This is a genomic window from Paraburkholderia metrosideri (genome assembly GCF_904848625.1).
GTDB classification, from domain to species: domain Bacteria; phylum Pseudomonadota; class Gammaproteobacteria; order Burkholderiales; family Burkholderiaceae; genus Paraburkholderia; species Paraburkholderia metrosideri.
In genome coordinates this window covers 169,277-190,647 of record NZ_CAJHCP010000009.1, presented here as the reverse complement: position 1 = coordinate 190,647, position 21,371 = coordinate 169,277, and the positions used below count along the sequence as shown (strand labels likewise).

21 protein-coding genes, 1 pseudogene and 1 riboswitch are annotated in these 21,371 nt (G+C 61.5%); of the genes and pseudogenes, 7 read left to right on the top strand and 15 right to left on the bottom strand.

Annotation, left to right across the window (positions count from 1 at the left end; all coding sequences use genetic code 11):
• Position 1: 1 nt before the first annotated feature.
• Both LMG28727_RS34805 and LMG28727_RS21370 read left to right on the top strand, forming a co-directional pair.
• A pseudogene (locus LMG28727_RS34805) lies at positions 2-202 on the top strand (M81 family metallopeptidase); the annotation flags it as partial.
• Between the two features lie 150 nt (positions 203-352).
• A complete protein-coding gene (locus LMG28727_RS21370; protein WP_201644299.1) occupies positions 353-1,312 on the top strand; it encodes a LysR family transcriptional regulator in 960 nt (319 codons plus the stop codon).
• A 251-nt stretch (positions 1,313-1,563) separates the two neighbouring features.
• On the opposite strand, the gene LMG28727_RS21365 is transcribed toward LMG28727_RS21370, so the two are convergent.
• The 5 genes from LMG28727_RS21365 to LMG28727_RS21345 form a co-directional block, all read right to left on the bottom strand.
• A complete protein-coding gene (locus LMG28727_RS21365; protein ID WP_201644298.1) occupies positions 1,564-2,772 on the bottom strand; it encodes a D-amino acid dehydrogenase in 1,209 nt (402 codons plus the stop codon).
• A 178-nt stretch (positions 2,773-2,950) separates the two neighbouring features.
• Positions 2,951-3,043, bottom strand: a riboswitch (glycine riboswitch).
• Between the two features lie 150 nt (positions 3,044-3,193).
• Complete coding sequence (locus LMG28727_RS21360; RefSeq protein WP_201644297.1) at positions 3,194-4,003, bottom strand: SDR family oxidoreductase; 810 nt, start codon at positions 4,001-4,003, stop codon at positions 3,194-3,196.
• 25 nt (positions 4,004-4,028) lie between these two features.
• Positions 4,029-4,829: an ATP-binding cassette domain-containing protein gene (locus LMG28727_RS21355; RefSeq protein WP_201644296.1), complete on the bottom strand. Its 801-nt coding sequence runs from the start codon at positions 4,827-4,829 to the stop codon at positions 4,029-4,031.
• Entirely contained in the window at positions 4,826-5,806 is a 981-nt protein-coding gene (locus LMG28727_RS21350) for an ABC transporter permease (RefSeq protein ID WP_201644295.1), read from the bottom strand. Before LMG28727_RS21350 ends, LMG28727_RS21355 begins: the two co-directional genes overlap by 4 nt.
• Before the next feature lie 9 nt (positions 5,807-5,815).
• Positions 5,816-6,835: a sugar ABC transporter substrate-binding protein gene (locus LMG28727_RS21345; protein ID WP_201644294.1), complete on the bottom strand. Its 1,020-nt coding sequence runs from the start codon at positions 6,833-6,835 to the stop codon at positions 5,816-5,818.
• A 136-nt stretch (positions 6,836-6,971) separates the two neighbouring features.
• Between LMG28727_RS21345 and LMG28727_RS21340 the strand changes: the two genes are divergently transcribed.
• The gene (locus tag LMG28727_RS21340; RefSeq protein WP_201644293.1) at positions 6,972-8,030 is read left to right on the top strand and encodes a LacI family DNA-binding transcriptional regulator; all 1,059 of its coding nucleotides are present in this window, start codon (positions 6,972-6,974) and stop codon (positions 8,028-8,030) included.
• Position 8,031: 1 nt separating this feature from the next.
• Here the strand turns inward: LMG28727_RS21340 and LMG28727_RS21335 are convergent, their stop codons facing one another.
• Genes LMG28727_RS21335 through LMG28727_RS21320 form a run of 4 tightly spaced genes read right to left on the bottom strand, consistent with a single transcriptional unit; the run spans position 8,032 to position 11,592 of the window.
• A complete protein-coding gene (locus LMG28727_RS21335; RefSeq protein ID WP_201644292.1) occupies positions 8,032-8,895 on the bottom strand; it encodes a sugar phosphate isomerase/epimerase family protein in 864 nt (287 codons plus the stop codon).
• Entirely contained in the window at positions 8,895-10,139 is a 1,245-nt protein-coding gene (locus LMG28727_RS21330) for an NAD(P)/FAD-dependent oxidoreductase (RefSeq protein ID WP_201644291.1), read from the bottom strand. Before LMG28727_RS21330 ends, LMG28727_RS21335 begins: the two co-directional genes overlap by 1 nt.
• Entirely contained in the window at positions 10,136-10,480 is a 345-nt protein-coding gene (locus LMG28727_RS21325; protein ID WP_201644290.1) for a non-heme iron oxygenase ferredoxin subunit, read from the bottom strand. The genes LMG28727_RS21330 and LMG28727_RS21325 overlap by 4 nt, the downstream gene beginning before the upstream one ends.
• Positions 10,481-10,521: 41 nt before the next feature.
• Positions 10,522-11,592: a fatty acid desaturase family protein gene (locus LMG28727_RS21320; protein WP_201644289.1), complete on the bottom strand. Its 1,071-nt coding sequence runs from the start codon at positions 11,590-11,592 to the stop codon at positions 10,522-10,524.
• Positions 11,593-11,841: 249 nt separating this feature from the next.
• Here LMG28727_RS21320 and LMG28727_RS21315 point away from each other — a divergent pair, with 249 nt between their 5' ends.
• Positions 11,842-12,225, top strand: a complete 384-nt coding sequence (locus LMG28727_RS21315; protein WP_201644288.1) for a hypothetical protein — start codon at positions 11,842-11,844, stop codon at positions 12,223-12,225.
• 28 nt (positions 12,226-12,253) lie between these two features.
• Positions 12,254-12,670 (top strand): DUF1801 domain-containing protein, encoded by a 417-nt coding sequence (locus tag LMG28727_RS21310; RefSeq protein WP_201644287.1) that lies wholly within the window; start codon positions 12,254-12,256, stop codon positions 12,668-12,670.
• Positions 12,671-12,719: 49 nt separating this feature from the next.
• Here the strand turns inward: LMG28727_RS21310 and LMG28727_RS21305 are convergent, their stop codons facing one another.
• Positions 12,720-13,100, bottom strand: coding sequence for a DUF1090 domain-containing protein (locus LMG28727_RS21305; protein ID WP_201644286.1), 381 nt, complete (start codon positions 13,098-13,100; stop codon positions 12,720-12,722).
• A gap of 125 nt (positions 13,101-13,225) precedes the next feature.
• A complete protein-coding gene (locus LMG28727_RS21300) occupies positions 13,226-14,008 on the bottom strand; it encodes an ABC transporter substrate-binding protein (RefSeq protein WP_201644285.1) in 783 nt (260 codons plus the stop codon).
• 352 nt (positions 14,009-14,360) lie between these two features.
• On the opposite strand from LMG28727_RS21300, the gene LMG28727_RS21295 reads away from it, so the two are divergent.
• Positions 14,361-15,830, top strand: coding sequence for an MFS transporter (locus tag LMG28727_RS21295; RefSeq protein ID WP_201644284.1), 1,470 nt, complete (start codon positions 14,361-14,363; stop codon positions 15,828-15,830).
• A gap of 112 nt (positions 15,831-15,942) precedes the next feature.
• Here the strand turns inward: LMG28727_RS21295 and LMG28727_RS21290 are convergent, their stop codons facing one another.
• From LMG28727_RS21290 to LMG28727_RS21275, 4 genes are all read right to left on the bottom strand, one after another.
• Positions 15,943-17,226, bottom strand: a complete 1,284-nt coding sequence (locus LMG28727_RS21290) for an MFS transporter (RefSeq protein ID WP_201644283.1) — start codon at positions 17,224-17,226, stop codon at positions 15,943-15,945.
• A gap of 134 nt (positions 17,227-17,360) precedes the next feature.
• A complete protein-coding gene (locus tag LMG28727_RS21285) occupies positions 17,361-17,741 on the bottom strand; it encodes a BON domain-containing protein (protein ID WP_201644282.1) in 381 nt (126 codons plus the stop codon).
• A gap of 45 nt (positions 17,742-17,786) precedes the next feature.
• A complete protein-coding gene (locus LMG28727_RS21280) occupies positions 17,787-19,043 on the bottom strand; it encodes a porin (RefSeq protein ID WP_201644281.1) in 1,257 nt (418 codons plus the stop codon).
• Positions 19,044-19,129: 86 nt separating this feature from the next.
• On the bottom strand, positions 19,130-20,317 hold the full coding sequence (locus LMG28727_RS21275; RefSeq protein WP_201644280.1) for a M20 aminoacylase family protein: 1,188 nt from the start codon (positions 20,315-20,317) through the stop codon (positions 19,130-19,132).
• Between the two features lie 116 nt (positions 20,318-20,433).
• Between LMG28727_RS21275 and LMG28727_RS21270 the strand changes: the two genes are divergently transcribed.
• Positions 20,434-21,360 (top strand): LysR family transcriptional regulator, encoded by a 927-nt coding sequence (locus LMG28727_RS21270; protein ID WP_201644279.1) that lies wholly within the window; start codon positions 20,434-20,436, stop codon positions 21,358-21,360.
• Positions 21,361-21,371 lie beyond the last annotated feature (11 nt).

Genomic DNA, 21,371 nt, shown 5'->3' with positions numbered 1-21,371 from the left:
GGCGGAAAGGAATCCATCCATTCTGTCCGCAAGCATCGGACATGAGTTTCCGTGGGCCGACATGGAGGATGTCGGCCCACGCGTTCTCGTTCATGCCGACGATGACGCAGCTGAGGGCGCCTGGATGGCCGCCGAAATTGCGGAACGGCTCTACGAAGTCAGGGTCGAATTGCGTCCGCACTATCCGTCGATCTCGGCGTCGCTGGATCGAGCGAGCGCGACGAGGGGGCGCATGCCTGCCGCCATTCTGTTCGGACGTAAGACGACGATGGCGACCCAACCGTTGTGCCGGTGCACAGATCGTATTTTGTCTCGCTATGATGGTGTCCTTACAATGAGATTCGAGGGTGCTGTGAAGTTGAGACAACTCGATTCGCTACGTGCAGTCGCCGAGGCCGGCAGCCTTCATGAAGCCGCCCGGCGCCTGTTCCTGACACAACCGGCAATCAGCCGCTCGATTCGCGAGCTGGAAGTCGAGCTGGGCATGCAGTTGCTGACCCGATCGGCGAATGGCGCCACTTTGACGCCCTTCGCCCACCAGGTGCTGAAACGCGCACTCGTCGTTCAGCGGGAAATCGGACGTATCGTGGAAGACGCGCAAACAGCGCGCGGAGAACTCGGCGGCCGGCTGACGCTCGCGATCACACCGCCTGCCTCGACCCTCGCGCTCGCCGACTCCCTGATCGAACTGACAGCCGCGCGCCCGGGCGTCAAACTCGATGTGATCGAATGGCGCGGCGAGAACATCGCGAGCGGACTGCAAAACGGCACGATCGACGTCGCGATTTTCACGCAATATGGCGAGCCAAAAAGCACAGCCTTCGAATGGACCAGACTGTACGAACTCGATGTGCAGTTGACGATTGCGTCGTCGTACCAGGGCAGCGAGTCGTTAACTATCGAGCAGATTCACGCGCTGCCATGGCTGCTGCTGGATTCCCCGACCGATGAATCGAGCTTTGTCGCAACGCTGTTCGGCGAGCACGGCATGCCGCTGCCGGCGCAGATAACACGATGTTCCGCGATGAGCCTGTACCTGGAGCTCGCGACGCAAATGCAGGCGGTCGCGGTATTTACGTCGCTGGCGACGCCGCTGCTATCGCAGCGTGCGGACGAGGGCTTGCTCAAATTGCTGAGTCTCACCGAGCCGACGCCGAAGGTCGGGATGTACCTCGCCTATTCCAGCGAGGAACTGCTGACCGCGACGGCCGAGGATTTCATCCGGCGCCTGCGCGCAAAACTCGATGGCCGCGACACAGGCCGCCTGCCCGCTGGCATGCCGTACAACGACAGCCGGGCTAGCGTTCGCTAGTCACGAGATCGCCGTCATTCGCAGCAGCGGCCGGCGATCTCATTGATGTGCAAACGAGGTGCAAACGAGGTTGCTCGTGCCTGGCATCGCTCGCTTTCCGGCGCCTTTTCTGCGCCACAAGACATTCGCAGCAGCGATGATGCCGCCGCGCGTCGCACAGCCATCGCACAACAAGCAGTCACGCCGTTGGATCATGAGGCCACGCCGAACACCTTGCTGGCCCACACAACTCAACGGCGCGGCCCAACCCTCTATATAGCGCTTGCGACAACCTGTGCCGTAGCGGCCGACAATGTCCAGCCCAGATGCCCGTGCCCGGTGTTATAGAACACCCCTGCCCGTTTGCCTCGTCCCACTTTGGGCAACATGCTCGGCATCATCGGCCGCAGACCTGCCCACGGGATGACCCGCGAGGTCGATACCTCGGGAAAATGTCGCCGCGTCCAATCTACTAGCGGAGCGATTCGGTCCGAGCGAATGTCGCGGTTAAAGCCGTTGATTTCAGCCGTGCCGGCCACGCGAAAACGATCCGCGCCTAGCCGGCTCGTGACAATCTTCGCGCTGTCGTCCAGAAGACTCACCCACGGCGCGCGCTGCTGGCTGGTTTCGTCGTCGAGACAGACGGTGATCGAATAGCCTTTCACCGGGTAGATGTTCACGTGGTCGCCCAGCATCGACGCAAAATCGCGGCTCTTCACACCCGCGCATACCACGATCCGTTCGAATGTGAAGCGCTGTGACTCGCCTTCCAGATTGACCATCAGCGAGAAGCGTCCGTCGGCGGGTTGCTCGATCGACGTGATCTCCGCGTCGTAATGAAATTCGACGCCGTCCCTCGCACATGCCTGAGCGAGACCGCGCGTGAACTTGTGAATATCGCCGGTCGAATCGGACGGGGTGAAAAAGCCGCCGAAGAAGTCGCCCTGCAGCGTGGGTTCGATGCGCTGCAGTTCACTCGCGCTCACCGCGCTGCGGTCGAGTCCGCCTTCACGCAACATTTCGTTCACCTTGCTCGCGCCGTCGAATTCCTTTTGCGTCTTGTAGATATGCAAAATACCGCGCCGCTCCAGATCGAAGTCGATGCCTTCTCGTTCAGCGATGGAAAACAGATGCTCGCGTGCGGCGATGGCGAGCCGCACCGTCTCGACGGTGTTGGCGCGGTAACGCGGAATCTGCCGTAGGAACTCGCCCATCCACGAATACTTGTGCCACGTCGGCATGGGGTTGAGCAGCAGCGGAGCGTCGCGCGTGAGCATCCAGCGCAAGCCTTTCAGCACGGTAGCCGCGCTGTTCCACACTTCGGCGTTGCTCGCGGAAAGCTGGCCGCCATTGGCGAACGAGGTCTCCATTGCCGCATACCGGTGGCGTTCGAATACGGTGACGTGGTGGCCGCGTTGTGCGAGGGCGTGAGCAGTGGTGACGCCGGTAATGCCGGCGCCGATAATGGCGATTCGTGACATGACATGGTCCAGAGTAGTTGAGCATCACCGGTGTCGATTTCATGTCGAAACCGGCGCTGATGCCCCATCTGTCCATGTACCTGAGAGTTTCTTCCCAGCGGCTTTTTCCAACGGCATGCGATCCGTTGAAGCCGGGAATCCCCTTCGGTGGGCGCGCGCAGCGCCGCTCTCCAGATGTTCTCGCGGTGCGGTCCTTTTGCCTGAGAGTTTCCGGGGCGGTTGCTCCGTCGGCGTCGTCACGAACTCTGACGATCTCTCCCGCACTGCATGACTGAACGGATTAACGATACCGGGCCAAATTTTTTACCGCAAGTCTTTCGTGTAATTTCGGCATCCCGGTGAATAAGATCGAGGACAGCATCGTCAGACGGTTACTGTCGCGGAAAGCATGCGGCGTGATGCACGGCTGCCGGTCGCCTGACTAAAGCGGCTTCTGCGGATGCGGTGTCTCATCAAAAGCGCCCCACACTGACTGATCAAAGTTCACCATCGACCCGGTCATCAGGCCTGACTCCTCGCTCGCGAGAAACGCAACTGCGCGCGCCGCTTCGGCAGGGTCGATCAGACGGCCGAACGGTTGCGCAACCATCGCGCGTTCAAGCCAGTCGTCCGGCGCGCCATGATAGGTGCGCTGAATCTGGTCTTCTCCGTCAGACGACATCCAGCCGAGATTGAGTCCGTTCACGCGGATCCGGTTGCGCAACAGCGCGTACGCGGTGTTCTGCGTCAGCGTCGCCAACGCGCCCTTCGACGCGCAGTACGCCGCAATAAACGGCTGTCCTGCCATAGCAGACATCGAGCAAATATTGACGATCGTGCCTTCGGTGCGTTCGCGTCGCATCACCTTGACGGCTTCCTGTATCAGGAAGAACGGCGCACGCACATTGGTCGCGAAGATGCGGTCAAAGAGGTCGGGACTGGTATCGAGAATGGTCCCACGATCCGTCATCGCCGCCGCATTCACCAGCACGTCTACGCGGCCGAAGTGTTTATCGGCCGCGGCGATGACCGCACAGCAGTCATCCACACGGGTCAGATCGGCCTCGACGAAGTGGACCTCGGCGCGGCCCGACTCGCTGAGTTCAGCGGCCTTCGCGATACCTTTCTCCTTCGAGCGGCCGCAGATCACCACGCCCCGCGCGCCGCGCTCGACGAGCAACTTCGCGATTGCCGCGCCGAGCCCCTGCGTGCCGCCAGTAACGACGGCTACTTTTGCATCGAACTGTCCCATACGGTTTTTTCCTTTTAAAGATCCATCACAGAAGCTCAGTCACTTCCTCGATCGAAGTCTGCCCAACCGGCCGGTCGAGCACGACCTCGCCGCGCGCCATCGCGACGATTCGATCGCACGAATGAAACACGTGCTGCAGGTTATGGCTGATAAACACGCCGGTGATACCTTGCTCCGACAAGCCACGCACAAAGCCGATCACCTTTTGCGTCTCCTTGACCGACAGATGATTGGTCGGCTCATCGAGTATCAGCAGCTTCGACTTGAAGTGCATCGCGCGTGCAATGGCCACACCCTGGCGTTGACCGCCTGATAGCTCGCCGAGCAATGCCTCAGCAGAACGCAGATGCAGATCGACATCGGCGATCGCCTTGACGGCCTCGCTTCGCATGCGGCGATGGTCCATGGGCCCGATGCCGAATAGGGAAAAAAGCAGCGGTTCGCGGCCAATGAACAGATTCCGCGCGATCGAGAGATTCGGCACCAGCGAGTTGTGTTGATGAATCGTCTCGATACCCAGATGCATGGCGGCCTTCGGCGACTTGATCCTTACCGGTTGGCCCTGGAACAGGATCTCGCCGTCGTCGGGCCGGTGCACTCCGGACAGAATCTTGATCAGCGTCGACTTGCCCGCACCGTTGTCGCCCAGCAAACCCACCACCTCGCCACGCTTGAATTCGAGACTCACGCCATTGAGCGCATGGACACCCGAATACCACTTGTGCAGATTGCGCACGGCCATCAGCGGAGCTGTAGCACGACTGGCATCGACACTCTCTGGCGGATAGGACAGCAGATCCCGGGCATCGGTTGACATCGTATTCATAGCTGCACCTTCAGGTGACGAGCCGTGCGGCGCATCCAGGCGTTCGCGACCACGGCAAAGATGGTGAGGCTGCCGACCGCGAATTTGAACCAGTTCGCGTCGACCTGGGTAAGCACGAGGCCGTTGTCGATCACGCGGATCAGCAGCGCGCCGACCACGGCGCCGAGCACGTTGCCGATCCCGCCGGACAGCGCGGTTCCGCCGATCACCGCCGCCGCAACGGCCTGGAGTTCGAGCCCGTCGCCGATCGATGGCAGTGCCGCGCCGAGCCGAAACACCTGGATCATCCCGGCGAATCCCGCGAGCACTGCACACAACACGAAAGAAAACAGCTTCACACGCCGCGCGGGGACACCGCTCGATATCGACGCTTCGAGAAAGCCTCCCGTCGCCTTCATCCAGTTACCCAGATTGGTCGCGGACAACAACACCGCGGCCGCCGCGCCAATACCGATGAACCACAGAAACGACGCCCGGAACAGGCCATCCGGCCCGATGAAACTCACGAACAGGTGCGTAGGCATCTGCTCGACGGGCAGGTTAGGTGGAAAGCCGCCCGACAGAACGACCGTCAGCGAGCGCACGATGAACAGCATGCCGAGCGTCGTGATGAAACTCGGTATGTTGAAGACGAGCGTGATCAGACCGTTCATCAGGCCGATGGCCGCCGCGACGAGCAGACCGATCAGGAATGCCGGCCAGAACGGCACACCCGCATTCACCAGCAGCGTGATCGACATCGGCGTGAGCGCGAAGACCGAGCCCACCGACAGGTCGAACTCGCCGCAAATCATCAGCAACGTGACGCCGATGGCAACAAGCCCAACCTCCGGTAACACCCCGAGAATACCCCGCACGTTTTCCGCGCTGAGAAACACCATTTCGGAACGGAACTGAAACAGAGCAATCAACGCGGCAAGCAGGACAATGCCCGCGAGCTCCGGCTTCTGCAGATAAATCTTGAGCAGCTTTTTCATCGCCGTCTCCTAGCGAAGGCCCTTTTGGGCGAGTGCAATGACCGAATCAGCCTGAGCCGGCATCACCAGCGAGTCGCCAGTATTGATATCGGCAGGCGCAAGACCAAACGACTTCGCGAGGTACACCTGCATCACCGGCATGAAACCTTGTGTGTACGGCTGCTGATCGACCTCGGCCTGGATATAGCCGGCCTTCATCATCTGCAACACCTGGGGCACGATGTCGAATCCTGCGAGCAACACCTTGCCCGGCGGCACGCCACGATCCTTCAGCGTCTGGGCAACGGCGGCGTGAAAGAAGCCCATGTCGAAGTACGCGGTGGTATCGGGATGCGCGGTGAGATACGCTCCGACCCGCTCACCCGTCACCGACAGATCCGTGCCCGAGTCCAGCCGGTCGATCACGATCTTGCGAGTCGGGTTCGCACGCTTCCAGTCGTCGAGCCCCTGCATCACGCCCTTTGCTCTTTGCTCCGCCCAGTTCTGTCCGGGCGCACTGACGCCGACGAGCACGCGGATCGGACCATCTTTGGGAAACTGTCGGGAGAGTTGCTGCGCGAGGCTGCGCCCCGCAGGCACGAAGTTTTGTCCGATGAACGCCTGCCGCTTCGCCGCGCCTGATGCGCCGCCGCTCTGGTCCACGTTATAGGCGATCACCATCACGTTCTTTGCCCGCGCCTCGTTGATCATCGAAGTCAGTGCCGAATCGTCGACGATCGTTGTCAGGATCGCATCCGGTTTGCGCGCAAGCGCGGCCTGAAAGTTTGAACTTTGCTGCTCGATCGAGCCGTCGGTCTGCGTGAAGACCATCTGGCAATGGGCCTGCACGCGCGCACAAGCGTCGTCGAAGCCTTTCTTTACGGCCTGCCAGAATGCGTTGGTTGCGGCGCCGTGTGTCAGCATGACAATGTTCAGCGGCTCGGCGCTGCGCGCCGGGTTCGCGCCGAATAGCGAACACGCTACACAGGCGGCGACCACAAACCGGCTGGCAAGCGGCCGAAGTTCGACTGACGGGATTTTGGGGTTCATCTTTGTCTCCTGATGAGTCCCGCTACTGAGGCGGGCTCTATAGGTGCTTCAGGTAACCGGCTTGATGAGCCGGCGCGGTGATGCGATGATCGCGTCATCGTCGGTTCTTCTTTCTGCGAGACTTCCGATCCAACCCATGGCTAGCCGCACGTCTGTCCGTCCCGGTACTTCCCGTCGCAAGACGAGCATGGCCGACATTGCGAAGGCCGCCGGCGTCAGCGAGGCAACAGTCGACCGCGTGTTGAACGGCCGCGGCGGCGTATCGCGTGAGAAAGAGACGAGCGTCCTCCAGTGGGCGCGCAAGCTCGAGATCGATCGCGCGCTCAAATCGGTCTCGGTGCGCTGGCTGCGCATTGCGATCCTGTTGCAGCAGCCGGTGGTGCCGTATTACGTGTCGCTCAAACAGGGCTTTGAAGTGGCGCAGAAAGCGTTCGAAAGCCAGCGCGTGATCTGCGCTGTCACTTACTTCGACAACCTCGATCCCGCGCACGTGGTCGATACGATCCGCCGGACAACGCAGAAAGCCGACGCGCTCGTGATCGTCGCGTATGAACATCCCGACATCACCACTGCATTGCGTCAGGTGAGCCACACCATGCCGGTCGTCACACTCGCGAGCGATCTCCCGGGCACCGGCCGCCTGGCCTACGTCGGCATCGATAACCGGGCCGCAGGACGCGTCGCGGGCGAGCTGATGGGGCGCTTTCTCGGCGACGCTGGAGGCAAGGTGCTCGTGTTGACGGGCATGCATGATTTCCTCGGTCATGAAGAACGCGAAAGCGGATTCCGCTCAGTACTTCGACACCGCTTTCCGAACTGCGACATCGTGGAGACAATAGAAAGCCGCGAGCAGTCCGCGGTGACGGGGAGACTCACTCGCAACGCTTTCCGCCGCTATCCCGACCTGCGCGGGATTTACAACATTTCAGTCGGTGACGAAGGCGTCGGCGCGACACTCGTCGCACTCGATCGCGCCCGTTCGACGGTCTTCATCGGTCACGAACTCAACGAGACGTCGCGGCGCCTGCTGATCGAGGGCACGCTCGACGCCGTGCTGGACCAGAACCCTGCCGGCGAAGCGATGCGTTCGATCGAAATCGTGCTGCGGCACTACCACCGCGACCCCGGCGTCGCGCCAGCGCGACAGATTCCTGTCACTGTGCTGTTGCGTGAAAACCTTCCGTTAAGCGATTGACTCAGCGACTGCCCGCCAACGCCACGTCTTCCTGAACTACCTCGTCCCACAGCTGACGAATCCAGTCTCGCATCAGCAACGACTCAGTCCAGCGATCGGTCGTGTCGTTGCCGTCGGCGCCAATGATCGCGTACGGCTTGGGTCCGAGTTCGCAGGTGAAGGTGAGTGACTCGTCGGGACCTGCGCGCCGCCGCCATGACGCGAACCCATAACGCCACCAGTCGAGAAACAGGTCGACCCACATGCGGTGCGGCTCGAACGAGATTTCGATCTGCACCTGCTCGCGGCTCGCCACGCGGCCATGAAAAGCCCATGAGTGATCGAGAATGCGGTGCATCATCGCGTGGTTTTCATCGGAGACGGGCCACGCGAACTCGCGCCCGACGAGGTAGTGCGAGATGTCGCCCAGCAGCTTGAGATCAGGACGCTCATCGAGCAGATCGAGCGTGAAGTGCAGATCGGTCGTCATCCGGTCACGGTGCGTTTCGATGTACACGGGAAAATCGACCTGTTCCGCGAGCCGCGTCCAGCCATCGATCAGCGTCAGGCATTCAGCGATGCGGCGCGGCCGCACGTCAGGCTGCAGATCGATATGGTGAACCCCGAATTCGGTCGCGAGTTCAAGCACCGGTTGCAGGTCGTCGACCGTACGCGGAAAGCACTGCGCTTCCGCATGAAGACCAGTGGCCGCGAGCAGACTGGCGATCTCCCGGACTCCTTCACGCGACGCGTAACCTACGCTTATGCCGTCGAATCCGGCCCGCGCAATCATCTCGATGTTCTTTTCGAGCGTGCGCTCGTGGCCGTCGGTATGGCGTCGTTCCATCGCCCACATCGACTGGTATATTTCGAGGCGCTGACTCATCACGCCTCCACAGCCAGTAGCGGTTTCAGTTTGACACTGCGGTCTGCGAGCAACGCGGGATCGATGTTGGCGCGTCTGGCAATCAGTTCCTGCGCGATGCGCACGTCGCGCGCAATCTCGCTTATATTGCCCACGCCACTGGCGCCAACCAGCACGCCTTCGCGGTCGAGTCCGAAGAAGATACGCGACGCTGCGCCCACCTCGCGCACAGTGGTCGTCACAGCAAAGGCCGGAATGCCTGCGATCTGGATCGTCATGTCGTACTGATCGGACCAGAACCATGGCACTTCCGAATACGTCTCACCGCGATCAACCATATTGCGCGCGACGATGCGCGCGTGATCCTCGGCATTCTTCCAGCATTCGAGACGGATTCGCCGGCGGAACAGTCGATGGGGAAACGAACATACGTCACCGGCCGCAAAGATGGTCGGGTCGTTGGTGCGCAGCGTGTCGTCGACCGCGATGCCATCGGCAACGTCGATGCCGGCCGCTTCCGCAAGTTCGGTGCGCGGCTTGACGCCGATACCCGCGATCACGCAATCGCACGCGACGGTGCTGCCGTCTGACAGCTTGATGCCGCTCACACGCTGCTCGCCGAGAATCCGCTCCACCTGAACCGCAAAGCGGATATCGACGCCCATCTGCCGATGACGTGCGACCAGGTACCCCGCTACGACTTCCGGTACCGCGCGCATCAACGCACGAGCAGCAGTCTCGATCACCACCACTTCGCAGCCGCGCGCCACTGCAGTCGCGGCGATCTCGAGTCCGATGAACCCCGCCCCGACAATCGCGATCCGGCGACCCGGTTGCAGTTCATCCACGATCTGCGCGGCGTCGGCGACCGTGCGCAGACAATGCACCCCGGCGAGCGTCGAGCCGGGTACCGTAAGTTTTCGCGGCGCGGCGCCGGTAGCGATCAGCAAACGGTGGTACTGAACCGTCAAGCCGCCTTTCACCACCACATGCCGCGCGGCACGGTCGATGCGTTCAACAGCGGCATCCATGCACAGATCGATCCGCTGCTCGCGATAGAACGCTTCATCGTAAAGTGCGCATTGCGCTGTGGACTTCTCGCCAAGCAAGACCGCTTTGGAAAGCGGCGGGCGGTCGTACGGGGCAACGCTCTCATTGCCGAGCAGCGTGATGCCACCCTCCCAGCCGTTGTCGCGCAGCGCGTGCGCGGTGCGTGCGCCGCTCTGGCCGGCACCGATGATGACCATCGTAGGCCGCGCTCTCATGATGCGTCCTGCGCGGGAACGCCGAGCAGCACCTGGCCGTTTTCTACGCGTACCGGATGAGTTTTCAACTGCACGCACACGGGCGGGCTCTTCGGCTTACCGCTTGGGATGTCGAAGCGCCCCTGATGCAGCGGACATTCGATCTCGCGATTGACTACGAAGCCATCGGCGAGATGCGCTCGCTCGTGCGTACACCAGCCGTCCGACGCGAAGAAGCCATCGTCAATCCGATAGACCGCGTAGCTCGCGCCTTCATGATCGAAGCGAATCACGTCTTCTTCATCAATGTCGTCAGTCGCGCAGGCGACGATCCACTTCAAGCTGCTGGTTTCGATGGCCACGGCAGTCTCCGCTTTATCTGATGTTTTATTCAGCTGTCATTTCACACGTTAGGCTGTGCGGTAAAGCTGCCCTGCTCCGCGCGCTTGCCCGGCAACGTGCGCTCGATCACATGCTGCGGGTCGGAGCGCTGTTTCCACAGCGCCGGCAGCATTTCCCGATACGCGGCGTAAAGACTCGGATAGGCGGCCGGCAATTGATCCTTGATTGCCTCATGCAGGCGCGGTAGTGCGTGAAACGGCACCATCGGCAGCAAATGATGCTCGAGGTGGTAGTTCATGTTGAGGTACAGAAAACGGAACACCGGGTTCATATAGACGGTGCGTGTGTTCAGCCGGTGATCCTTCACGTTGACCGCGAGGCCGGCGTGCTGTGTCAGGCCGAGCAACTGATGGAGCCAGCCGCCGTAGAACCGCGGCGTCCACACGAACATGAGCGGCAGGAAGCTGCGCATCGCGATCGCCAATGTAATCGTGCAGACCACCACCGCCAGATAGATGCGGCACGACCAGATCATCTTGGGCTTTTCAGAGGCAGGCAGGAAGGCATCGGTCGCGGCATCGACACGGCCGAACGCGTGACGCACGACCTTACCAATTTCAAGCGTGCAACCCATGAGACCGAAGAAATCAATCACGATCGGCCAGACCTTCGTCGGGCGGGCGACCTGGATCTCCGGGTCGCGGCTCTGGAAATAGGTGTGCGTGTGATGGCGCGCGTGGCTCCAGCGCCACCAGTAGCCTTCGCGAATCGTCATGAACGACGACAGGTGATAGAAGAAGTCGTTGGCCCACCGGCTCTTGAACGGTGTGCCGTGCGCGAGTTCGTGCCAGCGGGCATCGCTTGACGAATAGATCGTTCCGTAGACGAAGAACGCGGGCACTGCCCACCACGTGCCCCACGTGATTGCTGCAACCGCGCCGGACGCGAGCAGCAGCACGAGCCAGAGACCGAAATTGCGCCATCCTTCGGCGTCGCTGCGCTTCATCAGTTCCTTGAGCACGGCGCGCGGAATGACAGGCTGATACCACTGCTGACTGAGGGTGTCGTCGAAAGCCTTGTCGTCAAAGCCGGGCGTAGGGGTGCCGCCGGCGACGCCAGAAGTCGCGGACATGAAGTGTCTCCTGCTGGATAGTGTGTTCTGCGAGCTTTGCGCTGAAACCGTTTGACGGTCACGCTTCTCGTTGAACCAAGATAGATGATGGGAACAGCTTGTTCAGCAGGAAAAATGATGGGTTCCCATCAAACGCCGCGCTAAGCCGCGCCGGGCAACGGGTTTGATCGGAACCGCTTCTGGCACCGCTGCCAGGCCCGGCGAATTTCTGTAAGCTGAGCGTTGCCACAGCCGCCACGGATTCCCCTGATGCCCGCCACCATCCGCAACTCGCTCGCCTGGATCTTCGACGCATTCGAGCGCGATTCGACCTACATCACCAAGCGGATGTTCGGCTCCGATGCCGCCTATATCGACGGTCTGTTGTGCCTCGTCGCCGCCGCTCGAGGCGAACCCTGGAACGGCCTGCTGGTATGCACGTCGCAGGAACGCCACGCGGCGCTCATTGCCGACATGCCTGCTTTGCAACCGCATCCTGTGCTTGGAAAATGGCTGTATGTTTCGCAAGATAATCCGGCATTCGAGACGATTGCCGGACGAATGGCGGCGCTGGTACTCGCACGCGATCCGCGCGTCGGTGTCGAGCCGAAGCCGCGCCGGCGTAGCAGCAAGTCCAGGCTGCCAAACGCATGAGCCCATTGCGATCCATCAAGGAGGAGCCATGAAGAAACCGGAGTCAACCGACGAGCGCCCGGCATCGGAACTGATCGATCAGAGAATTGCCGACCTCGGTGACTGGCGTGGAAAAGCGCTGAGCAGAATGCGCAAGCTGATCCACGAAGAAGATACGGAAGTCGTCGAGGAATGGAAGTGGATGGGTACGCCAGTGTGGTCGCACGATGGCATCATCTGCACGGGCGAGTCATATAAGGCGGCGGTCAAACTGACCTTCGCGAAGGGTGCGTCGCTAGCGGATCCGGCCGGGCTTTTCAACGCGAGCCTCGACGGCAACACGAGGCGCGCGATCGACATTCATGAAGGGGAAGAAGTCGATGCGAAAGCGTTCAAGGCGCTGATTCGTTCCGCGATCGACCTGAATTCATCCAAAGTGAAAGCGCGCAAGAAGTCGGTGAAATAGAGACGGCAGGAGACGCTCGCGGAACCGGCTGGCCACGCCGCCCTTTCTCTCAGTTGTGAGTTCCGATTAGCGCGCGCTCCAGATCGGCGTGCGCTTCATCCACCTTGCGTTGACGATCGGCAATTTTCTTCGCGCTCTTGCCCTGAGCTTTAGCTTCCTGCAGATCCCTTTCGCGTTCGTCCAGGTGTTTCTGCGCAGACGCGATTTTGCGCTCGCTGTCGCGGCGCAGCGAAGCCTCTGTACAGTGCGCGTTCATCTGCTTGAGCGCAGTCTCAAGACCGTCGACACGCTTCGCATTGCCGTGCGCGCGAGCGTACGCAATCTCCTTTTCCAGCGATTCACGTTTCGCGTCACAGCCACCGGTTTGCGCCGACGCGAGCATCGGCGCCATTAGCGCGCACAACAACACAGCCTTGAGGGGGGTTTTCATCGGCAATCCTGGGAGTCTCTGAACGATGGGCCTGACCGGATAGTCAGGCCCTCACGAAGCAACACCATATTACCGATCTGCAAGCGACCCGGCCCGCCACTCACTAGCACGGCCCAGTGCCGGCATCATTGACCGTAGACGTCGAAGTCGAAATACTTTTTCGCGATCCTGTCATACGTGCCGTCGGCGCGCGTGTCGGCGATAGCCTTGTCGATCTTCGCCTTCAGGTCGGTATCTTCCTTGCGCAAACCGATTGCCGTGCCGCTGCCCAGCGTTTTTGCGTCATACAGCGGACTGCCGGCGAACGCGAAGTCCTTGCCGCGCGGCGCGCGCAAAAACCCGACGTCGGCCTGCACTGCGTTTTGCAACGATGCATCGATACGGCCTGCAATCAGATCCGAGTAGACCTGATCCTGATCCTGGTACGACACGACGGTTGCGCCGACCGGCTCCCAGTACGTCTTCGCATACGTCTCCTGAATCGAGCCCTGCTCGACGCCGATCCGCTTGCCCTTCAGCGATTCCGGCGTCGGCACGATCGTCGAGCCCTTCTTTGCGACGAGGCGCGTGGGAATACGAAATACCTTCGACGAGAACGCGATCTGCGCCTGACGCGCGGGCGTCATCGACATGGTGGACAGCACGCCGTCGAACTTGCGGCCCTTCAACGCCGGAATCATTCCGTCGAACGAATTTTCGACCCACACGCATTTCGCGTTCAGCCGGCGGCAAATTTCGTTGCCCAGATCGATGTCGAAGCCGACGAGTTTGCCGTCGGCGGCTTTGGATTCGAACGGCGGATAGCTCGGGTCGACACCGAACTTCACGGTCGACCAGTCCTTCGCCATCGCACTGCCGGACGACACGGCGAGAAGCGCCATCGTCAGGCTTGCAAGCATGGTTTTCATGGGTTCCTTTTCACTCTTTTTAAAATCGGTGTGCGGCGTCAAATCGACGGCTGCGCGGCCTCGCGGGTCACGTCCGGCGCGCAAAACCTGACATTCGACCGTAATCTCACGGTTCGCACAAATTCATTAAAAAAATCAATTTATGCGTGTGACGCATATCAACCGCCGGTTGCGCGCCTGGTTCCGCACCATGACTGATTCTCGCCACGCCCGCAAAACGCTGCATTTAGCCATTACGTCTGATGAAACCGACGTGTTTCTCTGCCGCGACATCCATTAGCAAATAACCAATGTGGATTTGTGCGGGCCCTGCTGCGAGGTTACGATTGCGCTTTTTTTCGGCTGTCTACGCATGTCCACCACCTTTGCGCCCTCTTCGCCCGCTGTTTCGCCTACCGGGCCCGCAAAGCCTGTCATCCGTCGCGCGTCTGACGTGTCAGATCTCGTCAATCGGGGAGCGGCGGCCGGCAGCAATGCGCGCATCGTCGTTGCCATCGCGCTCGGCGGTGTTTTTCTCGATGCATACGATCTCGGCGCGCTTGCGTTTGGCCTCAAAGACGTCGCCCGCGAATTTTCGCTAACGCCGGCCGGTACGGGGCTAGTCGCATCGGCGATCACCTTTGGCGCCATCTTCGGCGCGTTCTTCGGCGGATTTCTCACCGACAAGATCGGCCGTTATCGCGTTTTCATGGCCGACATGTTCTTCTTCGTGGTCGCGGCGCTCGCCTGTGCTTTCGCGCCGAACGCGTGGGTGCTCGGCGGCGCGCGCTTCGTGATGGGTCTCGGCGTCGGTATCGACCTGCCTGTCGCGATGGCTTTTCTCGCTGAGTTCTCCCGACTGTCGGGGCGCGGCAACAAGGCCTCGCGTATCGCGACCTGGTGTCCGGTCTGGTATGCCGCGATCAGCATTTCGTATCTGCTGGTGCTGGGTTTCTATTCGACGCTGCCGGCTAGCCATTCGGGTTTGCTGTGGCGCCTGATTCTCGGTTTCGGCGCCGTGCCCGCGCTCATCATCATTGCGGTTCGTAGCCGCTATATCAGCGAATCACCGGTTTGGGCCGCGAATCAGGGTGACCTCGAAGGGGCCGCGCGCATTCTGAAGCGTTCGTATGGGATCGACGCGGACGTCGTGCAGGATGCAGACGCTGCCGATCGCGCGCCGGCTCGCACGGCCTCGTGGCGCAACTACGGCGCGCTGCTGCGCGGTGTTTATCTGAAGCGAACGGTGCTGGCAACGGTCACCGGCATTGCGTCGGCCTTCGCGTACAACGCGGTCGCGTTCGGATTGCCGGTCATCATTTCCAGCTTTCTCGCCCAGTCGATGTTGACCACGATCCTCGCGTCCCTCGCGCTAAATCTTGGTTTCGCGTTCGTCGGCGGTCTGATTGCGGTTCGGATCGTGCCGACGGTCGGCGCGTGGAAGTTGACCGTGCTGGGCTACACGCTCCAGTTGATCGCACTGGTGGGTCTGGCGATCGTGGGACGCCCGGCGTCGACGCCGGAGGTGGTCGCGGCCGTCGCGTTGCTCGCGACGTTCCTGCTGGGTCAGGGCGTCGGACCGGGTTCGCACACCATGACCTTCGCGTCGTTGAGCTATCCGACCTCGCTGCGCGGCGTCGGCGTCGGTTTCAATCAGACGTTGATGCGCGCGAGTTCCGCGGCATCGCTCTTTCTGTTTCCCGTGCTGGCCGCCGCGCTGAACACGCGGGTTTTCTGGATCATCGCGTTTGCGCCGTTGTGCGGCTTGCTGGCCTTGCTGGCAGTTCGCTGGGAACCGTCGGGTTATGACGTCGATGCCGAGGACTTTCCGGTCAACGCATAACCCCGGTAGACGCATTTAATCCGCAGGGCTGGCCCAGGGCGCCGGATCTTCCGTTGTTTCGCGAGCAACCGGGCAGATCCGGCGCCCTTGCATCAAACCTCGCAAGCGGCGCTTATTGCTTCGCTTCGCCAAACATCGTCAGGCCCGCCAGACTCACCACCCCGCAGCCCAGCACATACCACGCGGGCGCATAGAAGCTTCCGCTGATCCGCCACAGGTAACTGACGATCAACTGCGCGAAGCCACCGAACACCGTCACACCAAGCGCATAGATGATGCCGAGCGAGGTCGCCCGCACTTCGGGACGCAACGCTTCCAGAATCATCACGAACCCTGCCGGACCCGACAGCGTCATCAGCCCGATCAGCACGAACACGACGGCCAGCACGGTGCCGATCGAAGGCCACGTCCGGATGACGTGGAACGCCGGCAACAGCAACAGCAGCGACACAATCGACACCGCGTAGAGCAGCTTCTTGCGACTGGGCACACGATCCGCCAGCCGTCCCGCGAACGGCGAGCCGACCAGCAGCACGATACCCGCCATACATCCGGCGAGCGCCGATACAGCGGACGGCATCCCAAGCGTCAACGTCAGGAACGAAGGCAGAAAAAACGCGATGGTGTACATCGACGCAGTGCCGCCGATCACCAGCATCGTCCCGGCGACAATCTGCCTGAGCGGCAGACGCACCCGCTGCTTCGGACTTGCCGTATTGCGCTCGACGGGCAGCGTATCGTCGAGATGCCGCCGCAGATAAAAACCAATCGGTCCGATCAGCAAGCCGATCAGGAAAGGCACGCGCCATCCCCACGACAACAGCGCTTCATGCGAGAGGCTCTTCGACAGCGTCACGGCCACGAGCGCGCCCACGAGCAGCGCGCCGCCCTGACTCGCCATCTGCCAGCTAACCAGCGAACTGCGCTGCCCGGTGCCGGCGGACTCCATTAGCAGCGTCGTCGCCGCGCCCACTTCGCCGCCCGCCGAGAATCCTTGCAGCAAACGCCCACAGACGATCAGCACGGGTGCCGCATAGCCAATGCTGGCAAAGGTCGGCGCGAAGCCGATCACGCCGGTGCCGAGCGCCATCATCAGCACGGTCAGCACGAGCGCCGGTTTGCGTCCCGCGCGATCGGCATACGCACCAATCACGATCCCGCCGAGCGGACGCACGACAAAGCCGACGCCGAACGTCGCCAGTGACAACATCAGCGAGCCGAGTTCGCTATCGACGGGAAAGAACAGCTTGCCGATCAGCGCGGCGAAGAAGCTATAGACCGTGAAGTCGAAAAATTCGAGCCCATTGCCGAGCGCGGCCGCGACGATCGTCGAGCGGATCGAGCGGCGGGATGACGTCGCGTGCGCGACGGTGCCGGACTGGTTTGCTGCGTTCATAACGTGACACGCCCAAAGATGAATTAAAAAACGCGCCTGCCAACGACTAACAACGCGCGCCGCAGGCCCGCTGTCGTGGTCCGCCGCCGCGGAATACAGCGGCGTGGTTGCAGACCTGCGGCATCGATCGGCGCTTATTCGCTGCCTTTCACACCTGCCACCACGCGCAGTTTCAGCTTGTTGACGACCGAACTGACGCCGGGCACGCGCTGCGCAACACTGGTAGCGAGACCGATCTGACTGTCGTCGGCCACGACGCCAGTCAGCGTCACGACACCGCCGTTGGCGCGCACGCGAATATAGCTGGACTTCAGGCCATGACGGTGCGCACTGCGTAACGCACTGCGCACCGACGCGGCCAGTTGCCGGTTCGATACGGCACCGCTTGCAGCATTGGCCGGCGCTGACGCGGAAGCCTCGACCGAAGCCGAATCCGCGGCGCTCGCACCCTGCGCATAGCCGTTGATGCAACCTGCCATCAACAGCACTGCGCCCGCTATCCTGATTGCTTTCATGCTTTATCTCCTCATGCAGGGATGACGCCGGTGGCGCCGCGTTCTCTAGAACTTGTGGTACATGCCGACCAGCACGACGCGCGGCGACTGATAGTTTTCAAGCGCGCCGTTGGACCCGGTGTAGGTCGTGTTGATGTTGTCGACGATCGGCTGTTCGCCTGGGTACCGGCCATAGGGTGGCGTCGAACCGGTGTTGGTGATCATCGAGCCACGCACATAGAGCGCCGTGCGCTGCGACAGGTTGTAGTCGTAGCCCAGCGTCACGCCATACGAGTGATCGCTGAAGCCGCCCACCGTGCGATACGCGAGTTCCGCGCGAAAATCGTTGCGCTGATACCGGTACAGGCCACCCGCTGTGTAAAGCGAGGCCACGCGGTCGCCAGCAAGACGCGGCGCGAGAAAGCTGTATCCCGCCGACAGCACGTAGTGGCCGGTGTCGTACACCGCGCCTGCTGCGAAGTTGTCGGTGCGGACATAGGACGAAGTCGTCAGCGCATTGAGGCCGTAGTTACCCAGATAGCTGAGCGTGCCGAACACGCGTCCGTCGTAGTAGTTAAGCGCGACGGCTCGTGTGGTCACGGTCGGCGCCGTGCTTCCCTGGCTCGCCAGCGACACCGCAAGCTGCGCATTGAACGGCCCGAACCACGGTGTCGAATAACTGATCGCGTTCGGCAAACGCGCCGGCTGGTAGCTTGCGCCCGGACCGAGGTCATACACCCACGCGGTCAGAAACGCGACGGCTGACACCGTGCCGACCTGCCCGAAGATATCGACGAACAACGGCACGCCGACATCGTCCTGCAAGCCGAATTTCAGTTCACCGGTATTGCGCGAACCAATCGACACCCACGCCTCCCGATTGAACAGTGTATTGGCCGTGCCGAGTTCGCCGTTCGACGCGTTGAAGCCGCTTTCGAGATTGAAACGCGCGCGGTAGCCGCCGCCCAGATCTTCGACCCCGTAAAAGCCGAACTTCGACGTCCATTCGCCACCGCTTTGCTGCACGAATGCGGTTTGCGCGCCTTTGGTAAAGCCCACCGCCTCGTCGACCGCGCCGTACAGGGTGATGCCCGGCTTGTATGCATTCAGGCCGGCGTACGGAATGCCCACGAAATAATCGTTGAAGAACGAGTCCGACGCCCACGCGCCCTGACCGGCGACGCCCAGCGTGGCAAGCACCGCTGTGTGTAACGCGGCCCGCACTAGCGTGCGGCCGGGGCGCTTCGATGCTGTCGTGGAACACCAGGAGAACACAGACTGCGGGTTGGTCTTGTTGAAAATCCGAAGGCTTCTTGTGGCCATTGATGAACTCATTTCTGGTTGGTCGGAAAACGCGCGCTCCAGTGAAACGCGTGGTGTCTCGTGGTGTCGCGTAAAAAATCGGCGGATTAGCCTGCGTGCAGGTAGCGCTCGCCAAGCGCGGCGAAATACGCCGCTCCCCAGCTCAGCGCGGCATCGTTGAAGTCATACGACGGGTTGTGAACCATGCATCCGCCCGTCGAGCCAATGCCGTTGCCCAGCAGCACATAGCAGCCGGGTAGCTGCTCGGTCATCCACGAGAAGTCCTCGCTGCCCATCACCGCGTCCGGCATCATCGTCAGCGACTGCGGGCCGGCCAGTGCTTCGATGGTCTCGATCGCGAGTCCGGCGGCGTGACGGTCGTTGATCAGCGGTCGAGAAATCGCCTTGTAGTCGACCTCGGCGGTCGCGCCGTAGGTTTGCGCCTGCCGGTCCGCGATCTCGCGGATGCGCTGTTCGAGCATCGAGCGCGTCTCGCTGTCGAGTGCGCGAACCGACAGTTTCAGTGTGGCCGTTTGCGGAATCACGTTGCCCGCCGAGCCGGCATTGAACGCGCCCACCGTCACCACGGCCGCGCGGGTCGGCTCGATATTGCGCGAGACGATGGATTGCAGCGCCAGCACGATGTTCGACGCGGCGACAATCGGGTCGCACCCAAACTGCGGCGTCGCGCCGTGGGTGCCCTTGCCGGTCACGGTGATCGTCGCCGTGTCCGACGAAGCCATCATGCAGCCGTGACGCAGCGCGAAATGGCCGATCGGCAAACCGGGGGCGTTGTGCAGCGCGAACACCATGTCGCACGGAAAGCGCGTGAAGAGACCGTCGTCGATCATTCGCGTCGCGCCACCCAGCCCTTCTTCGGCCGGCTGGAAGATCACGTTCAGCGTGCCGTCGAACCTGCCGCGCGTCGCGAGGTGGTGCGCTGCGGACAGCAGGATGGCCGTATGTCCGTCGTGGCCGCACGCGTGCATCGTGCTTCCGACCGTGCTCGCATAGGGCAAACCGGTTTCTTCGTGGATCGGCAGCGCGTCCATGTCGGCGCGCAAGCCGATCTTGCGCCCGGATGTTCCGCGGCGGATTTGCCCCACCACTCCCGTCCCGCCGATGCCCACCGTGACGTCATAACCCCAGTCGCGCAGCTTGCTGGCGACGAGGTCAGCGGTACGCGTTTCCGCGAAACCGAGTTCCGGGTGCGCGTGGATATCGCGCCGGACTGAGACGAACTGTTGTTCCGACTCGCGAATCTCCGCGAGTAATTGTGCGTATTCCTGCGTCATGAGTGGCTCCGTAGCTGGCTGTCATCAAGCCGTCAGGACAGAGCGTAGAGAGACGCGATGAAAATAAAAAAGCACAAATTGTGATGCGCATAACCAATGGTAATATATCCCGCATTATGAAAATTCATCATTTGCGGGCACTGGTTGCCGTGTCGGCCACGGGAAGCATCAAGGGCGCGGCCGTGTCGCTGCACGTCAGCCAGCCGGCCATTACCAAAGCCATCCGGGAGTTGGAAGACGAATTCGGCGTGCAGTTACTCGAACGCAATCAGTGGGGCGTCGTGCCGACCGCGGAAGGCACGGCCTTGCTGAATCGGGCACGCACCGTGGTCCGCGAGATGGAGCGCGCCGAAGAAGATATGGCGCATCTGAAAGGGCTGCGCGACGGCAACCTGGTGATCGGTGTGACGCCGATCACCGGCACGGCGGGCTTGACCGAAGCGTTCGTCGAGTTTCGCAAACGCTGGCCCAGGGTCACGCTGGAGTTTCGCGAACTGGGCTTTAATCAGCTCAGCGAGCAACTGCAAAACCGCACGCTCGATCTCGCCTTTACCGCGTTCGCCAAACCGCTCCCCGCTTCAGGCGATGCGAAAGAACTGTTCTCGTTCGATACGGTTTTCGTGACCCGGTCCGCCGGAATCTACGCAGGTGCGAATTCGTTAGAAGCTTTGCGCGAAGCCGAATGGATTCATACCGACGTCACCGAGAACTACGCGAGCTTTATTCGCGAGATGTATGGAAGGGCCGGTCTCGCGCCGCCGCATTGCATTACGCGTTGCACGTCGTATGCGCTGTTTTATAGCCTGACGGTGAACACCGATTCGGTGTTCGTATGGACCCAGCATTCGCTCGATGAAACGGAGCTTGGCAGAATGTTCGTCAGGTTGTCGTTGGCAGAAACGCCGCCGCCGTTGCGGCTTTATCTGCTGACACCGCCAGGCTTGCAACTGACGCGGCCCGCCGAATATTTCCTCGACTGCATTTTGAGCGGGACCGCCGCGAAGAAGCGGGATGCTTCACGCGCGGCGGCAAACAAGCCGTAGTGGATGGGTGA

What these genes read in the sequence shown, in the direction of transcription:
- LMG28727_RS21270 (WP_201644279.1), top strand. Translation starts at nt 20,434, where the DNA reads ATGAAAATTCATCATTTGCGGGCACTGGTTGCCGTGTCGGCCACGGGA.
- LMG28727_RS21350 (WP_201644295.1), bottom strand. Translation starts at nt 5,806, where the DNA reads ATGAAAAAGCTGCTCAAGATTTATCTGCAGAAGCCGGAGCTCGCGGGC.
- LMG28727_RS21295 (WP_201644284.1), top strand. Translation starts at nt 14,361, where the DNA reads ATGTCCACCACCTTTGCGCCCTCTTCGCCCGCTGTTTCGCCTACCGGG.
- LMG28727_RS21310 (WP_201644287.1), top strand. Translation starts at nt 12,254, where the DNA reads ATGAAGAAACCGGAGTCAACCGACGAGCGCCCGGCATCGGAACTGATC.
- LMG28727_RS21305 (WP_201644286.1), bottom strand. Translation starts at nt 13,100, where the DNA reads ATGAAAACCCCCCTCAAGGCTGTGTTGTTGTGCGCGCTAATGGCGCCG.
- LMG28727_RS21340 (WP_201644293.1), top strand. Translation starts at nt 6,972, where the DNA reads ATGGCTAGCCGCACGTCTGTCCGTCCCGGTACTTCCCGTCGCAAGACG.
- LMG28727_RS21290 (WP_201644283.1), bottom strand. Translation starts at nt 17,226, where the DNA reads ATGAACGCAGCAAACCAGTCCGGCACCGTCGCGCACGCGACGTCATCC.
- LMG28727_RS21320 (WP_201644289.1), bottom strand. Translation starts at nt 11,592, where the DNA reads ATGTCCGCGACTTCTGGCGTCGCCGGCGGCACCCCTACGCCCGGCTTT.
- LMG28727_RS21280 (WP_201644281.1), bottom strand. Translation starts at nt 19,043, where the DNA reads ATGGCCACAAGAAGCCTTCGGATTTTCAACAAGACCAACCCGCAGTCT.
- LMG28727_RS21330 (WP_201644291.1), bottom strand. Translation starts at nt 10,139, where the DNA reads ATGAGAGCGCGGCCTACGATGGTCATCATCGGTGCCGGCCAGAGCGGC.
- LMG28727_RS21315 (WP_201644288.1), top strand. Translation starts at nt 11,842, where the DNA reads ATGCCCGCCACCATCCGCAACTCGCTCGCCTGGATCTTCGACGCATTC.
- LMG28727_RS21285 (WP_201644282.1), bottom strand. Translation starts at nt 17,741, where the DNA reads ATGAAAGCAATCAGGATAGCGGGCGCAGTGCTGTTGATGGCAGGTTGC.
- LMG28727_RS21365 (WP_201644298.1), bottom strand. Translation starts at nt 2,772, where the DNA reads ATGTCACGAATCGCCATTATCGGCGCCGGCATTACCGGCGTCACCACT.
- LMG28727_RS21355 (WP_201644296.1), bottom strand. Translation starts at nt 4,829, where the DNA reads ATGAATACGATGTCAACCGATGCCCGGGATCTGCTGTCCTATCCGCCA.
- LMG28727_RS21345 (WP_201644294.1), bottom strand. Translation starts at nt 6,835, where the DNA reads ATGAACCCCAAAATCCCGTCAGTCGAACTTCGGCCGCTTGCCAGCCGG.
- LMG28727_RS21335 (WP_201644292.1), bottom strand. Translation starts at nt 8,895, where the DNA reads ATGAGTCAGCGCCTCGAAATATACCAGTCGATGTGGGCGATGGAACGA.
- LMG28727_RS21360 (WP_201644297.1), bottom strand. Translation starts at nt 4,003, where the DNA reads ATGGGACAGTTCGATGCAAAAGTAGCCGTCGTTACTGGCGGCACGCAG.
- LMG28727_RS21300 (WP_201644285.1), bottom strand. Translation starts at nt 14,008, where the DNA reads ATGAAAACCATGCTTGCAAGCCTGACGATGGCGCTTCTCGCCGTGTCG.
- LMG28727_RS21275 (WP_201644280.1), bottom strand. Translation starts at nt 20,317, where the DNA reads ATGACGCAGGAATACGCACAATTACTCGCGGAGATTCGCGAGTCGGAA.